This window comes from Halobacillus trueperi (assembly GCF_003386945.1).
Taxonomy (GTDB): Bacteria; Bacillota; Bacilli; order Bacillales; family Halobacillaceae; genus Halobacillus; species Halobacillus aidingensis.
Genome location: NZ_QUAE01000017.1, coordinates 54,667 through 67,942 on the forward strand (window position 1 = coordinate 54,667; position 13,276 = coordinate 67,942).

Sequence of the window (13,276 nt, forward strand, 5' to 3'; positions counted from 1 at the left end):
GAAGTCCGAGGAGGCTCACCGCCCGCCCCATGGAAAGCGAATCTTTTCCCGGAGCCCCTAGAATCTCCTCTACATCTCGAAATCAAGTCTTCAAGAAACCTGCCAATACTTGAATGCTGTAAAAATTTTCATAAATAATGAAACCAGATTGGTTTTGTGTCGTAGAGTAGGTGTGTTGATAAAAAGGAGGGGGAAGAATGTCGGAGCCTGTCATGCAGTTGAAGAATGTCAAAAAGACAATTGGCAATAAAGCGATCATTAAAGGTTTGAATTTCGATATTTACGGCGGGGAAGTGTTTGGTTTTCTTGGGCCTAACGGAGCTGGGAAAACGACAACCATCCGGATGATGGTCGGGTTGATGGAGATGACGGATGGGGATGTGATTATCCAGGGGCAAAGTGTGCAGAACAACTTTAAAGGAGCGATTCGTCACGTAGGCGGAATCGTAGAGAACCCGGAAATGTACCCATTCATGAGCGGATGGAAAAATCTCGTCCATTATGCCCGTATGATGCCTGGCATTACAGAGGAACGGATTAAAGAAGTCGTCAAGCTTGTTGGGTTGGAAAAACGGATGAAGGAAAAAGTGGGCAAATATTCACTTGGGATGCGTCAGCGTCTTGGAATTGCTCAAGCCCTTTTACATAAACCATCCGTCCTTATTCTTGACGAACCAACGAACGGGTTGGATCCATCCGGGATCAGGGAAATACGTGCGTACATCCGTAGGCTGGCGGAAGAGGAAGAGGTAGCTGTGATTGTGTCGAGTCATATTCTTTCTGAAATGGAGATGATGTGTGATCGGATTGGCATTATCAAAAATGGAGAATTGATTTCCATTCAGACGGTTCACGATGCGCTTCAGCAAACAGATGAAAAAGAAGTGTCCATTGAAGCGACACCTGTAGATCAAACAATGGTCGCTCTTCAAGAGATGACAGGCAAGGAAGTGAGCCGAAAGGAAGAGCTTCTGACCTTCACAGTAGAAAAAGAAAAAATTCCATCCGTTGTTGCAGATCTGGTGCAAAAAGGAATCCAAATTTACAGTGTGAACGTCAACCGCTCAACGCTTGAAGATAAATTCTTGGATTTGATTGGAGAGGGAGCCATTGAGTAACTTTTTTCAACTGATCAAAAATGAACATATGAAGCTCTATAATCAAAAGGCGACGTGGATCATGGCTATTCTGTTAGTGGTTTCAATTGTCGGCATAGGGGCTCTGCTTAAAGTCGATGCAGCCATTACGGGTGGAGAACCTCCGACGGGTGACAATTGGAAAAAGGAACTTCAGAAGCAGAATGAGCAATTGATGGCCGCGGGAGAACAGCCGCCAGAGATCGAGTACCCGGCATATACAAATGTTGAGATGAATCAATATCGCATTGAGAATGATTTAAAACCAACGGCCTATAATAGTTGGGATTTTGTCCGTGATAACCGGACATTTGTCGCGCTGGTGAGTTTATTCACAATTATAGTTGCAGCAGGTATTACAGCTAATGAATTTCGCTGGGGCACAATCAAGCTCTTATTGATTCGCCCGATATCAAGGTGGAAAATCTTGCTTGCGAAATATGTCTCCGTTGTGATGTATGCGTTGACAATGCTTCTTGCCTTATACATCCTGTCCTTTTTAGTGGGATCTTTATTGTTTGGAATGGGCAGCTTTTCGCAGACGTATGTATATACTCAGGCAGGTGAAATCAAAGATGCCGGTATCTTTTCATTTACTGTTTCACAATACTTATTGAGTTTTGTAGAATTAATTATGATGGCTACGTTCGCGTTCATGATCGCTTCTGTATTCAGGAATACATCCCTTGCCATCGGATTGGCGATCTTCCTCATGATGGCTGGAAGTTCAATCATCGTTTTCTTCATGGAAAAAGAGTGGGCGAAATATATCTTGTTTGCGAATACGGACTTGAGCCAATACATGTCCGGGACACCATTCGTATCAGGAACTTCTCTAGGGTTTTCCATCGCAGTTTTAGCGGTATATTATGTACTATTCATGGCTTTAGCATGGGGCTTTTTTACAAAACGTGACGTAGCAGGAGCATAAAAAAGGAGGAGAAGGAAATGAAACGTACGGTAGAAATCGTTCTTACCATTATTGGAATTGTTCTTTTTGGACTTCCTGTTCTGTTGAGTGGTGTGTTGTTAAACTCTGCAGACAATCCGCAAATACAACAAGAAATTGAGAACTTCATGAACTCGCCGGAAGTGCAGATGGAAGGGGAAATGAGTTCCACAGATATGACCCAGATGTTTGAAATGATGGGGTCCTTCGCGATGTTCGTTTTGATCGCCTCTTTAATTGCGATCGGGTTAGGTATTCTGGCAGCTGTCTTCCTTAAAGGGAATAAGAAGCCGAAAGCAGCAGGAATCATTTTGATCATATCCGCCATTATCTTTACGTTTGCTACGGTCTTTATGGGGCTGTTCGGAGGCGTGGCGTATTTGATTGCTGGAATCGTTGCGCTCGTCCGTAAGCCGAAGAAAACTGCAACCGAGGAAGCAATCAGTTATTAGATGGGAAAAGGCGTGGCTCTAAAGCCGCGTCTTTTTATTTGTCATCCATCAAAAGTGTAGAGCGCTTTTTAAACGACTTGTGGTCATACATATAAAAAACTAACAAGCGTCTGTAACGAAAAGTTCATAAAATAGAGGCTGCTCATGTAGGAATTCGTCGGAGTTTGTTGAATAATTAAGAATAAAAGAAACGAATGATTTGAAGGAGTTTAACGGATGGAACCATTCACCTTTTTCCAAAGACGTATGCTGATGAATTATATATGGGGATCGGCTGTGGCTGTTTGCGGTGTTGGCAGCTTGTTTATTTTCTACACACTGCAGCTTGAACCGACAGAAATCATGTATTTAATTTTTATCATGATAAGCTCTGTTGGGGTGATGTTAACCGGTGAGATCATGATGTACAAGCACCATGTCCGTCCCATTCAACAACTGTTCATTAAAGAACCGCATTCTACCAAGCAAGTGAAGGAAGCTTTGTTGAGAGCACATCAATTCCCACAGTTAACTGTAAAGCGAATTCTCGGCCCGCATTTATTAGGTCTTTCGATTCCTGCTTCCCTCTTCGCTTGGTGGGCGATCGAACGCGGACTTGTAAACCTTCCGCTGTATTACATAGGCTTTGCATGGATGGGCGCTGTCTTGATCGCTGTCATGCACGCATTGATTGAATTCTTTTTAACAGACCGGGCGGTTCAATTATTGCTGCCTTCGATCTATGAGAAAGGCGGTTTCATCGATTACCAAAGGGACACATCAATCAGTATTAAGACGAAGTTGTTCGTGACCTCGATGTTTACGGCGGTTTTCCCTGTCGTTCTCTTTTTGTTGGCGTCACAAATCCGTTTGATCGAAGGGAGAGGGGTGGATGGTTATTGGAGCTGGGCATCTATTATCGCTGCGGTTGTCATGGGAATCGGAGCGCTCGCCGCGCTTTTACTATACAGAAGTATCCAAAAGCCGATGGAGCAGCTGAGCGAGCGTTTCCTTGATGTACGTCAAGGGGAGACGGAGCCGATGGAAAACTTGTATGTGGATGAGTTTTCGGAATTGGTCGCAGGATTCAACCATATGGTCACAGGCATCAAAGAAAGAGATGAAGAAAACAAAAGACTTCTCGAAAGCTTTTTCACGGTTTTTGCTGCGACGCTTGATGCACGGGATCCATATACCGCTGGTCATTCCAAGCGTGTGGCTGAATACTCGGATCTTATTGCACGGAAAGCAGGTTTTGATGAGAAACAATTGGACTTGTTGAAAAAATCAGCGCTTCTTCATGATATCGGTAAAATCGGGATTGGTGATGATGTACTGCTGAAAGATGGACGCCTGAGCGAGGAAGAATTCGCGAAAATTAAGGAGCACCCGGTCATTGGTGCTCAGATCCTTGGACAAGTTCAGTTGCCGGAATCCCTTGCCCCTGTTTTGACTGGAGTGCGTCATCATCATGAGCGGTACGACGGAAAAGGTTACCCTGATGAACTTGCAGGAGAAGACATCCCTGTGTTTGGTCGACTGATGGCCGTGGCGGACGCCTTTGATGCGATGACATCTGACCGCCCTTATCGTCAGGGGATGCCGTTTTCAAAGGCGCTGGCAATTATTGAAGAAGGCAAAGGAACACAGTGGGATCCGTATTTTGCGGATTTGTTTTTAGAGGATATGAGACAGGACACACGTAAAAAAGCGCTCGGCTGAAGCTGAGCGCTTTTTAGTGGAGATAAAACTCCGCTGTTAATCCAAATATCGATTCATTTCATCCACATCCGCACTCTGACGGTCATAGACGCTTCCTTCCTGCGGGCGGAGACCACTGCCGCCGCAAACCTTACAAGTATAGCGCCACTCTTCATCATCCATCAGCAGACCTTCTCCATCGCAAGCGAGGCAGAATTCATCTCTAGCCATCTTCATTCCTCTTTTCCTTGTTTTTCTTACCATTTCTCAAACGCTTCAGGTTATACAGGGGAGATTATATTTTTAAAGAATCGGGAATGTGAGAATCATTGGAGGGATAACCGTGGCAAACGAGGAAAATCATCAGGAAACAGATGTAAATGAAAACAATGATTCAAATCAGAAAATAGATCGGCCTGGACGGCAGTTTTATATTCCGTCCCAAATCGTAGATGAATTTGGTGAAAAGGGAAGGGATCACTTAAACAAGCCTTTCCGCGCTCAATTTTTACTCGCGTTGACGGCGGGATCTTTTATGACATTTGGAGCCGTCTTTTCCATACTTCTTGCCGTTGGAGTCGAGACGAAAGGAATCTATCACCTTTTATCCGGGCTTGGGTTTGCGGCAGGGTACTCGATGGTCTTCATATCAGGGGCCGTCCTTTTTACGGAAATTAATGTTCTTTTACCCTCCTATTTGTTTAACAAGGCAGGGTTGATGAAAAAGAACATCTATAAATTTTGGCTGTCTTCTTATATCGGGAACATCATTGGAGCCTTCCTTGTAGCTGTATTGATTCAATGGTCAGGCTCATTCGCCAGTACATTCTATCCTGAGCTTGAACTGTATTTAGACCATAAAATGAAATTCATGGACCATGGAGTCAAAGGATGGTTTCAGGTTCTGGTATCCGGTGTACTTGCCAACTGGCTTATCGGAATGGCGGCCTTTCTGACGACCTCTGCCCGGGATTTAACAGGTAAAATCCTAGGAACAACCTTACCTGTTGTGCTTTTTGTAGCCGGGAATTTCCAGCACAGTGCTGCAAATATGGGGTACTTCAGTATGGGCATTTTAGCTTCTGATAAATACACCTGGTATGAATATATCTTTTTCAACCTTGTACCTGCTAGTATTGGAAACCTGATAGGAGGAGCAATTTTAGTATCCTTGTTGTTCTCTTATGCTTACAAAGAGGACATTCAAACCTCCTTGGGAAGGAAAAAGAATAAGAAGGGGGCTGAACGATGAAACAAATCATAGCTATGGGTGGAGGAGGCTTCTCAATGGAGCCTGAAAACCCTCTGTTGGATGATTACGTGTTGGATCAAGTGGAGAAGGAGAGACCGAAAATCTGTTTTGTTCCCACGGCTAGTGGGGATGCGGACAGTTACATCGAACGTTTCTATGAAGCGTTCAAAGAGAAAGCGGAAGCGACCCATTTATCCCTGTTCAAGCCACCAACGAGAGATTTAAGAAAATTTCTGCTCGAACAGGACATCATTTACGTAGGTGGAGGGTCGACGAAAAACCTACTCGCTCTTTGGCGGGAATGGGGTTTGGATGAAATCATGAAAGAAGCATGGGAGAAAGGAGTCGTCCTTGCCGGCATCAGTGCAGGGGCCATTTGCTGGTTTGATGAAGGGGTGACGGATTCCTACGGTGACCAGTTGGAACCACTAGAATGCCTGGGATTTCTCCCGGGAAGCTGCTGCCCTCATTATGATGGGGAGGAACAGCGGAAGCCGGCGTACACATCTTTTATAAAGGATGGATCGATTCGTCCAGGTTATGCGCTCGATGACGGAGCGGCCGTTCACTTTGTGAACACGGAACCATTGAAACACGTGAGCTCGCGCAAAGGCGCGAAAGGTTACTATGTAAGAGTGGAAGCTGAGGAAGTTGAAGAGAATGACCTTGAAATGAAATACCTAGGCTAACGGAACACCCTCGAGCTGAAAATTCAGCCCGAGGGTGTTTTTAGTCAGTGAAAAACATGGAAGAATAAGGTGTACCAGGTCATCCATAATATGGATGACCTGGTACGGTGATTTTTGAAGCTATTCGAACAACAGGATTTCTGGATCTTTTTTATAGGTGTGCACTAACATGGCATGCAGCTGACCGCGGTGGTGATACATGTGGGCGACCGTTTGGATTAGCCATTCAAAACGTGTATTCGTCACACCCCACCAGGACGTGGTTTCTGTGTATAAGTGCTCTTCGGTGTAGTTTTCAAATTGAGCCTTTAATTGCGCAAAGTTGTCAAATAGACGTTCTAAGATTTCATCTTTTGTTTTCATTGATACCGTTTCATAGAAGTGCTCCATCTCTGCTTTAGAAGCCCCTTCTGTGATGTGACCATCAGCCGCAGGGATTGCTGCAATGTGTTCGAGCAATTCCCCAATGGAGTACTTTCCCTCCGTCGGTCTCAGGGTCAAATCTTCTTCTGATAACTGACCGACCATTTCGGAAATGGATGCAATAACGATTTCTAATTGATGAAAAGCGCTCTGACAGTACATATTCATAGGAACACAACCTTATTAAAATTGTTATTCCTCCTCTTATTCTCCGACGTTCGACCAAATCCCTTTCCCAAGCGAAAAACTACATGAAACGACGAAAATCGCCCTAAGGTTTGGTTTGACTCCTACATAAAAAGACCTACATTCAAAGATGCTTAGTAAATTTTTTTGACGATGAGTTGACTCTGACGTTACGTCATAGATTATCGTTAATTGTGAGGTGATCACCGATGTATAAGGTGAAAGAAATGGCGGAGATGACAGGGGTCAGTGTGCGCACACTGCACCATTATGATCATATCGATCTGTTGTCACCGAGCTATGTAAGTGAAAAAGGCTACCGTTTATACAGTGAAAAAGAGTTGGCCCGCCTGCAGCAGATTCTTTTCTTTAAAGAGATGGATTTCTCTTTGAAAAAAATCAAGGATATTCTGGATGACCCTGATTTTGATGAAGCCGATGCATTGCAGCGCCACCGTGAAATATTAAGAGAAAAGAAGAAACGGTTGGAGCGATTAATTCGCTCGGTGGATCAGACGCTCCAAACGTTGGAAGGAGAAGAGCGTATGAAAAATGAAGACCGTTTCCGTCCGTTTGATAAAAGTGAGATTGAAGCCCATCAGAAAAAGTATGAGAAAGAGGTGGAAGAACGCTGGGGAAATACGGACGCTTACAAACAATCCAAACAGAAAACATCCCAATATACGAAGGGAGATTGGAAGAAGATTCAACAAGAGGGAGACAAAATTGATCGCGCGCTTGTAAAATTAATGGATCGTGACCCTTCTGATCCAAATGTTCAGCGGTTGATTGATAAAAAACGTCAGCACATCACGGGTCACTTTTATGAGTGCAATCTGCAAATTTTCAGAGGGTTGGCGGACATGTATGTCAACGACTCTCGCTTTACGAAAAACATCGACAAATGGAAAGAAGGATACGCCGAGTTCCTAAAAAAAGCCATGCACACTTACTGCGATCAACAAGAAGAAAGTTAAAACTCTTTTAGAGGAAGGGAATAATTGCATGACCAGGTCATACAATTATTCCCATTAAACGAAAAACCAGCCTCCACAGCCTTTATGACTGTGAAGGCTGGTTTTATTTAGGTGTGTGTGTTTTAAATCCTTTGTTTCCTTTTTCTTCCGTACCAGGTCATACATTTTTTTCCGTATTAACGTGGCTGACAAATGAGGCCATTGTGTACTTTGATGTAACCGTGTCTCAGGATGTCGAATCCTGCTTCATACATATAGAGTCCCATTTGTTCAACAGTCATGAGTTCCCTGTAAGTGTGGTTCATTACATCGGCCATGACATGATAGTAGAGGCGGGACCGAAGCTGGTTCCGTGGGGTGGTCAGTATCGCAAAGCCCCCTTCTTTTAAAAAGCGACGGTGCCAGTCAGCGACTTCCGGCTTGTATTCATCAGGAAAATGTTCCAACAGGCCGACGGAGAGGACAATATCAAATTCTTTTCCGAAATCAAGATTGCGAATGTCGTCAACGACATATTCAATATTCAAATCATCTTTATACGTGACTTTCCACTGTCCTGTTTTAGGATTTTCGCCTAAGAAGGGATAATGTTCAGGGAATTCACCGAAACGAGTTGTCTTACAAAACTCATCATAATCCACCATGACAATCTCTGCTCCTGGATACATGGCTCCAAGCTGCATGGCTTCATAACCTTCGGCAGCTCCTAAAAAGAGAATACGGGGGCGGTCTACATCCAACCCTTCAAAAAGGGCTCTTTTTCCGCGGGGGTCCCAAATTCCATCCTGGATTCTATGAACATAATTCCATAACTGCAATTGAACAAGATTACCAATCGCTTGTTTTACTTGTCCGGGCTGAAATGATGCGAGGCTTCGCATGAACTGTTTTTTACTATGATTCTTTTCCTGAGGAACATCTTTGATGAACCACTCATGAAAGGATTTGTTGAAATAGGTCCATGAAGTGTGCGGATCCATCATTTGATCATTCTCCCGCTCCCATTCGGTTCGTTCTTTCGAATAATTCGTGACCTCAAAAGGTTTACCTACATCTTTCCATGATAAAAGGGACCAATCAGAAACCGTGTTTAAACGAACAAACTTGTTATACTCCTTCTCTGAATAACGTCTAAGGTCGACACGGTATTGCGGGTGGGAAAACGTTTCGTCCATATGCTCTTCACTATAGGGCTTAGGTATCCTCGAATCCTTGACCACAGCTTCTCCTAACATGGATCGATCACCTCTCCATATCATTTAGTACAACTATAACCGTTAATGTAAACGTTTACAATGTTAGTCATTCTATAGAAATATCCTTATTTGTATGACCAGGTCTTACATCATCTGGTGTACCAGGTCATACAAATATTCCCAAAATGCTATGTGTGGTCTGTACATATAACCCCAAGAAAACAGATTTTATGATTGCTTAGGTACATTTATCCATTAAAACCGGATTATTACACTGAAGTAAAGATGATGTAATGTTTGAAAAGTTATTGTTGTGTTCCTGTTATTGGCATATGAGCTGTGCGTGTTACAGTAGTAATTGTGATTTTGAGACAGCGCTTAGCCGAGGGCTGAGCGAGAGCTGTTTACCAAGGAGGAAATTAAACATGATGAAAAAAACAATTGTTTCTTTGGCGGCGGTCGCATCGGTTTCGGCAGTAACAGCAACAGCAGTAAGTGCAGATGAAATTAAAGTAAAAAAAGGAGATACTCTTTGGGGCATTGCTCAAAACAATGGAGTATCTGTGAATGATATAAAAGATGAGAACGGTTTGAACTCTAATTTGATTTTCCCTAATCAAGTACTTTCTATTAACGAAGGAGAGAACGGACAAGCTCAGGCGCAAACGTCTAGCAGTGTTCACACGGTTCAATCCGGGGACACGCTTTACAGCATTGGACAAGCAAATAACGTAAGTGTTCAAGAACTGAAAGCTTGGAACAACCTTAACTCCAACCTGATCTATCCTGGAGAGAAATTAACCCTTGATGGAGCAGCAGTTGCAGAACAGTCCACATCTGAAAAGAGCTCCAGCAATGAAGAAGCAAAAGCAGAGCAAACATCCAGCCAACCAGCAGAAGATGGTGTCGTTAAAACATTGAATATGGAAGCGACGGCTTATACAGCGTTCTGTGAAGGTTGCTCCGGTACAACTTCTACAGGTATTGACTTGAGAGCAAATCCAGACCAAAAAGTTATTGCCGTAGACCCGAACGTCATCCCGCTAGGTTCTGAAGTTTATGTAGAAGGCTATGGTAAAGCGATCGCCGGCGATATCGGCGGCGCAATCAAAGGTAACCGCATCGATGTATTCATGGCAGATCGTTCTGATGCTCTTGACTTCGGACGTAAAAGTGTAGAAGTAAAAGTTTATGAATAATATAGATTGAGACGATCCTTTGGGGGTCGTCTCTTTTTGTTTTTCCGCTGGTATGCAATTTAAAACTCCCCCTTTTAAAAAGGATATCTATTAAAAAGTTTCATCTTTTGTACTGGTTGCGCATCGTGGAAAAAGTATAGAAAGCGACATTTTTCTACATAAATAGGTTTGAAAATCAACCCGCGCGGATATTGTTCAGCAATGATGATCCTTTAAATAAGCTCTATCGTTAGAAAAAAACGTATAAAACATAATTTTTTCTTGCGTTTACGAAGTTTTACTAATAATATCAAGGGGAATCGTATTATATACTAAAAAAGAAGGGAGGACACCACGATGACTCTGCTATACTCAAAAGCTCGTGAGCTGTTCGATCAGGATTACAAAAACAGTCCGGAAGCCCAAGTCCAATCAAAGGGTAAAGGCGTGAAGCGCACACGGAGTGGAAAGGTTCTATTCTCTTTCCGTAAGCAGACCAACAAACGGAAATAGCATTAGAAGTCGTGGAGGTAGCTATGAGAAGTAACAAAAAAAGAATCAACATGGTCGACTATTTAAAACAAGTTGTCCCGTGGATCAGCGTTTCATTGACAAGATCAGTCATGAAGCGCTGATTTTTTATATCCAGAAGGTTTACATATAGAAGTGTTCGGTTATCGTATTCGCTAAGGAGGCGAAAACATGAACATTTTTTCAGGTGAAGCATTGAAAGGCGAACACATCCTCGTTACGGGGGCGACAGGCGGGATTGGATATGAAACGTCCAAGGAAATCGTCCGTGCCGGAGGTCATGTGACCATCACAGGCAGGAACGAAGAGAAACTCGCCTTGTTAAAAGAGGAATGTGCTACGATAAACGGAGAGATGAAAGTTTTCATAAGTGCTGCTGATTTGAACGATGAATCGGATCGTGTAAAGGTAGTACAGGACGCCAGGAAGGCGATAGGTTCTGTGACAGGACTCGTCAATTCGGCTGGGATCATCGGTGGAGGTCCCTTTGAAGATCTAAAAGAAGAAGACTTGCGTAAAGTGATGGAGCTCAACTATTTTTCTACCGTCCTTTTCACTCAGGAAGTCTATAAAGATATGAAAGCAAATGGGCGGGGAAGCATTGTCAATTTATCTTCCCTCTCTGGATTGCGAGGTACGCATTCTGGTACGGCTTACAGCGCTTCAAAGTTTGCGATTACAGGATTCACGCAGTCTTTCGCTCATGAAGCTATTGAGCATGGTGTCCGTGTCAACGCCGTATGTCCAGGCTATGTAGACACAGCTATGGGGCAGGAAGCCATTCGTTCAAAAGGGAAGCGTGAAGGTAGAAGTTATGAAGAACAAAGAAAAGCAGCTGAAGAAGGGATTCCTTCTGGAAAACTGAGTGAACCTGATGAAGTGGCCAGGTCCATTGTCTACCTTTTATCGGAGGGGTCGACCAATATTGTCGGGGAATCTTTGAAAATATCCGGAGGAAGCGTCATGCGTTAAGGAAAAAAGGAGGTAGGCCCTTTGACAGGAGAACGATATTCAAGACAACAGCTCTTCCAACCAATAGGAGAAAAAGGGCAGCGCCGCCTGAAAGAATCGCACGTGCTCATCATAGGGGCTGGTGCGCTAGGGACAAGCAGTTCAGAGCAGCTTGTGCGGGCAGGAACCGGAAGAATAACTGTTATTGACCGGGATTATGTGGAATTCAGTAACTTGCAGAGACAGCAACTATTCACAGAAAAAGATGCTGAAAACCGTATGCCTAAGGCAGTGGCTGCCAAAGAACGTTTGGAAAAAGTAAATAGTGAGGTGCACATTCATGCGGTAGTGGATGATGTACAAGTAGAAGAACTTGAAAAATATTCACAAGGCATCGATTTGATCATAGATGGAACGGATAATTTCGAAACACGTATGCTCATCAACGATTTCACACAAAAACACCAAATCCCCTGGATTTATGGTGGTTGCGTAGGAAGTCATGGGATGAGTTATACGATTATACCGGGCACGAGCCCTTGTTTGTCATGTTTGATGAGAAGCATTCCTCTCGGTGCGGCCACTTGTGATACGGTAGGCGTGATCAGTCCGGCTGTTCAAATGGTCGCCGCCCATCAGGTGACGGAGGCGTTGAAAGTCCTTGTAGGAGATGTTCATTCCATACGCAAAGGACTGGTTACCTTCGATCTTTGGACGAACGACTATACTTCGATTAAAACCGGACGCATTCAAAGAAAAGACTGTCCATCTTGCGGGGAAGAACCATCTTATCCTTTTCTATCTGGAAAGGAAATGACAAAGGTTGCTGTTTTATGCGGAAGGGACACCGTACAGATACGTCCAAGTAAAGAGGAGCAAAGGGATTTGGAAGAGTTGAAAAATCGACTTCCAGATGGAGAGATTCAGGAAAATCCTTTCTTGTTATCCTATAAAAATTCGCTGTACCGTATGGTTTTCTTTCGGGATGGTCGCGTGTTGATTCACGGGACGAAAGATATAAAGGAAGCAAAAACGTTGTATCATAAAATCGTAGGTGGTTAATGTAGTTTGTATAGGAAGAGAAAAGGGAATACATAAACCAACAACCAATAAGGAGAGTGCAACATGGGACGACTACTAAAACGAGTGTTCAAATATGGACCGATGGTATATCCGATCATAAGAAAATTCATGAGGAAACGAAAAGGACGGTACTAAAAGTGAGCAGAGATCTGCTCGCTTTTTATTTCTCGTCTGTATAATAAGGAAGAAAAAGATCAATCCTATTCTAGTGTTCTAGAAAACTAAAAAAGTATTGAAAAACCTATTGCGTCATTCGAAATGCCATGATATATTATTACTTGTCGCGTTAACAGAGCGGCCAGCCGCAAACGGCTTAACAAAATAAATCATAAAAAGTTGTTGACGAAAACAACTGCACATGATATATTAATTAAGTCGCTGTTTTGAAGCGGCACACAAAACATTTGATCTTTGAAAACTGAACGAACCAACCAGTACGTCAAAACATTTCTTCTTTATAGAAGAGATTTGAAACAAGCACATTCGGTGTGCAAATGAGCAAGTCAAACTTAACTTTTATGGAGAGTTTGATCCTGGCTCAGGACGAACGCTGGCGGCGTGCCTAATACATGCAAGTCGAGCGCGGGAAGCGA

Annotated in this window: 14 protein-coding genes and 1 rRNA gene; 12 read left to right on the forward strand and 3 right to left on the reverse strand. The window is 43.4% G+C overall.

What is annotated here, in order from left to right:
* Window positions 1-197 precede the first annotated feature (197 nt).
* The 4 genes from DYE48_RS16190 (at window position 198) to DYE48_RS16205 (ending at window position 4,238) form a co-directional block, all read left to right on the forward strand.
* Complete coding sequence (locus tag DYE48_RS16190) at window positions 198-1,118, forward strand: ABC transporter ATP-binding protein (protein WP_115824547.1); 921 nt, start codon at window positions 198-200, stop codon at window positions 1,116-1,118.
* The gene (locus tag DYE48_RS16195) at window positions 1,111-2,067 is read left to right on the forward strand and encodes an ABC transporter permease (protein ID WP_115824548.1); all 957 of its coding nucleotides are present in this window, start codon (window positions 1,111-1,113) and stop codon (window positions 2,065-2,067) included. Before DYE48_RS16190 ends, DYE48_RS16195 begins: the two co-directional genes overlap by 8 nt.
* Before the next feature lie 17 nt (window positions 2,068-2,084).
* Window positions 2,085-2,537, forward strand: coding sequence for a DUF4064 domain-containing protein (locus tag DYE48_RS16200; RefSeq protein ID WP_115824549.1), 453 nt, complete (start codon window positions 2,085-2,087; stop codon window positions 2,535-2,537).
* 216 nt (window positions 2,538-2,753) lie between these two features.
* Window positions 2,754-4,238 carry an HD domain-containing phosphohydrolase gene (locus DYE48_RS16205; protein WP_115824550.1) on the forward strand — a complete coding sequence of 495 codons (1,485 nt, stop codon included), beginning with the start codon at window positions 2,754-2,756 and terminating at the stop codon, window positions 4,236-4,238.
* Window positions 4,239-4,274: 36 nt separating this feature from the next.
* Here the strand turns inward: DYE48_RS16205 and DYE48_RS21230 are convergent, their stop codons facing one another.
* Entirely contained in the window at window positions 4,275-4,448 is a 174-nt protein-coding gene (locus DYE48_RS21230) for a hypothetical protein (protein ID WP_167449532.1), read from the reverse strand.
* A 112-nt stretch (window positions 4,449-4,560) separates the two neighbouring features.
* On the opposite strand from DYE48_RS21230, the gene DYE48_RS16210 reads away from it, so the two are divergent.
* Entirely contained in the window at window positions 4,561-5,469 is a 909-nt protein-coding gene (locus tag DYE48_RS16210) for a formate/nitrite transporter family protein (RefSeq protein ID WP_115824551.1), read from the forward strand.
* The gene (locus tag DYE48_RS16215; protein ID WP_115824552.1) at window positions 5,466-6,158 is read left to right on the forward strand and encodes a Type 1 glutamine amidotransferase-like domain-containing protein; all 693 of its coding nucleotides are present in this window, start codon (window positions 5,466-5,468) and stop codon (window positions 6,156-6,158) included. The genes DYE48_RS16210 and DYE48_RS16215 overlap by 4 nt, the downstream gene beginning before the upstream one ends.
* Window positions 6,159-6,278: 120 nt before the next feature.
* On the opposite strand, the gene DYE48_RS16220 is transcribed toward DYE48_RS16215, so the two are convergent.
* Window positions 6,279-6,749: a DinB family protein gene (locus DYE48_RS16220; protein WP_115824553.1), complete on the reverse strand. Its 471-nt coding sequence runs from the start codon at window positions 6,747-6,749 to the stop codon at window positions 6,279-6,281.
* Between the two features lie 227 nt (window positions 6,750-6,976).
* On the opposite strand from DYE48_RS16220, the gene DYE48_RS16225 reads away from it, so the two are divergent.
* Complete coding sequence (locus tag DYE48_RS16225) at window positions 6,977-7,744, forward strand: MerR family transcriptional regulator (protein WP_115824554.1); 768 nt, start codon at window positions 6,977-6,979, stop codon at window positions 7,742-7,744.
* A gap of 176 nt (window positions 7,745-7,920) precedes the next feature.
* On the opposite strand, the gene DYE48_RS16230 is transcribed toward DYE48_RS16225, so the two are convergent.
* Entirely contained in the window at window positions 7,921-8,979 is a 1,059-nt protein-coding gene (locus tag DYE48_RS16230; RefSeq protein WP_115824555.1) for a class I SAM-dependent methyltransferase, read from the reverse strand.
* Between the two features lie 389 nt (window positions 8,980-9,368).
* On the opposite strand from DYE48_RS16230, the gene DYE48_RS16235 reads away from it, so the two are divergent.
* The 5 genes from DYE48_RS16235 to DYE48_RS16250 all read left to right on the forward strand — a co-directional run.
* Window positions 9,369-10,139 carry a LysM peptidoglycan-binding and 3D domain-containing protein gene (locus DYE48_RS16235; protein WP_115824564.1) on the forward strand — a complete coding sequence of 257 codons (771 nt, stop codon included), beginning with the start codon at window positions 9,369-9,371 and terminating at the stop codon, window positions 10,137-10,139.
* 336 nt (window positions 10,140-10,475) lie between these two features.
* Window positions 10,476-10,631 carry a hypothetical protein gene (locus tag DYE48_RS21235; RefSeq protein WP_167356080.1) on the forward strand — a complete coding sequence of 52 codons (156 nt, stop codon included), beginning with the start codon at window positions 10,476-10,478 and terminating at the stop codon, window positions 10,629-10,631.
* 189 nt (window positions 10,632-10,820) lie between these two features.
* A complete protein-coding gene (locus tag DYE48_RS16240) occupies window positions 10,821-11,621 on the forward strand; it encodes an SDR family NAD(P)-dependent oxidoreductase (protein ID WP_115824556.1) in 801 nt (266 codons plus the stop codon).
* Between the two features lie 21 nt (window positions 11,622-11,642).
* Window positions 11,643-12,662, forward strand: a complete 1,020-nt coding sequence (locus tag DYE48_RS16245) for a thiazole biosynthesis adenylyltransferase ThiF (protein ID WP_115824557.1) — start codon at window positions 11,643-11,645, stop codon at window positions 12,660-12,662.
* Between the two features lie 536 nt (window positions 12,663-13,198).
* Window positions 13,199-13,276: ribosomal RNA gene (locus DYE48_RS16250) — 16S ribosomal RNA — on the forward strand; the annotation flags it as partial.

Bases quoted from the DNA above. Each gene is read 5' to 3' on its own strand.
- DYE48_RS16220 (WP_115824553.1), bottom strand. From the start codon at position 6,749: ATGAATATGTACTGTCAGAGCGCTTTTCATCAATTAGAAATCGTTATT.
- DYE48_RS16240 (WP_115824556.1), top strand. From the start codon at position 10,821: ATGAACATTTTTTCAGGTGAAGCATTGAAAGGCGAACACATCCTCGTT.
- DYE48_RS16205 (WP_115824550.1), top strand. From the start codon at position 2,754: ATGGAACCATTCACCTTTTTCCAAAGACGTATGCTGATGAATTATATA.
- DYE48_RS21235 (WP_167356080.1), top strand. From the start codon at position 10,476: ATGACTCTGCTATACTCAAAAGCTCGTGAGCTGTTCGATCAGGATTAC.
- DYE48_RS16225 (WP_115824554.1), top strand. From the start codon at position 6,977: ATGTATAAGGTGAAAGAAATGGCGGAGATGACAGGGGTCAGTGTGCGC.
- DYE48_RS16190 (WP_115824547.1), top strand. From the start codon at position 198: ATGTCGGAGCCTGTCATGCAGTTGAAGAATGTCAAAAAGACAATTGGC.
- DYE48_RS16235 (WP_115824564.1), top strand. From the start codon at position 9,369: ATGAAAAAAACAATTGTTTCTTTGGCGGCGGTCGCATCGGTTTCGGCA.
- DYE48_RS16215 (WP_115824552.1), top strand. From the start codon at position 5,466: ATGAAACAAATCATAGCTATGGGTGGAGGAGGCTTCTCAATGGAGCCT.
- DYE48_RS16200 (WP_115824549.1), top strand. From the start codon at position 2,085: ATGAAACGTACGGTAGAAATCGTTCTTACCATTATTGGAATTGTTCTT.
- DYE48_RS16230 (WP_115824555.1), bottom strand. From the start codon at position 8,979: ATGTTAGGAGAAGCTGTGGTCAAGGATTCGAGGATACCTAAGCCCTAT.
- DYE48_RS21230 (WP_167449532.1), bottom strand. From the start codon at position 4,448: ATGGCTAGAGATGAATTCTGCCTCGCTTGCGATGGAGAAGGTCTGCTG.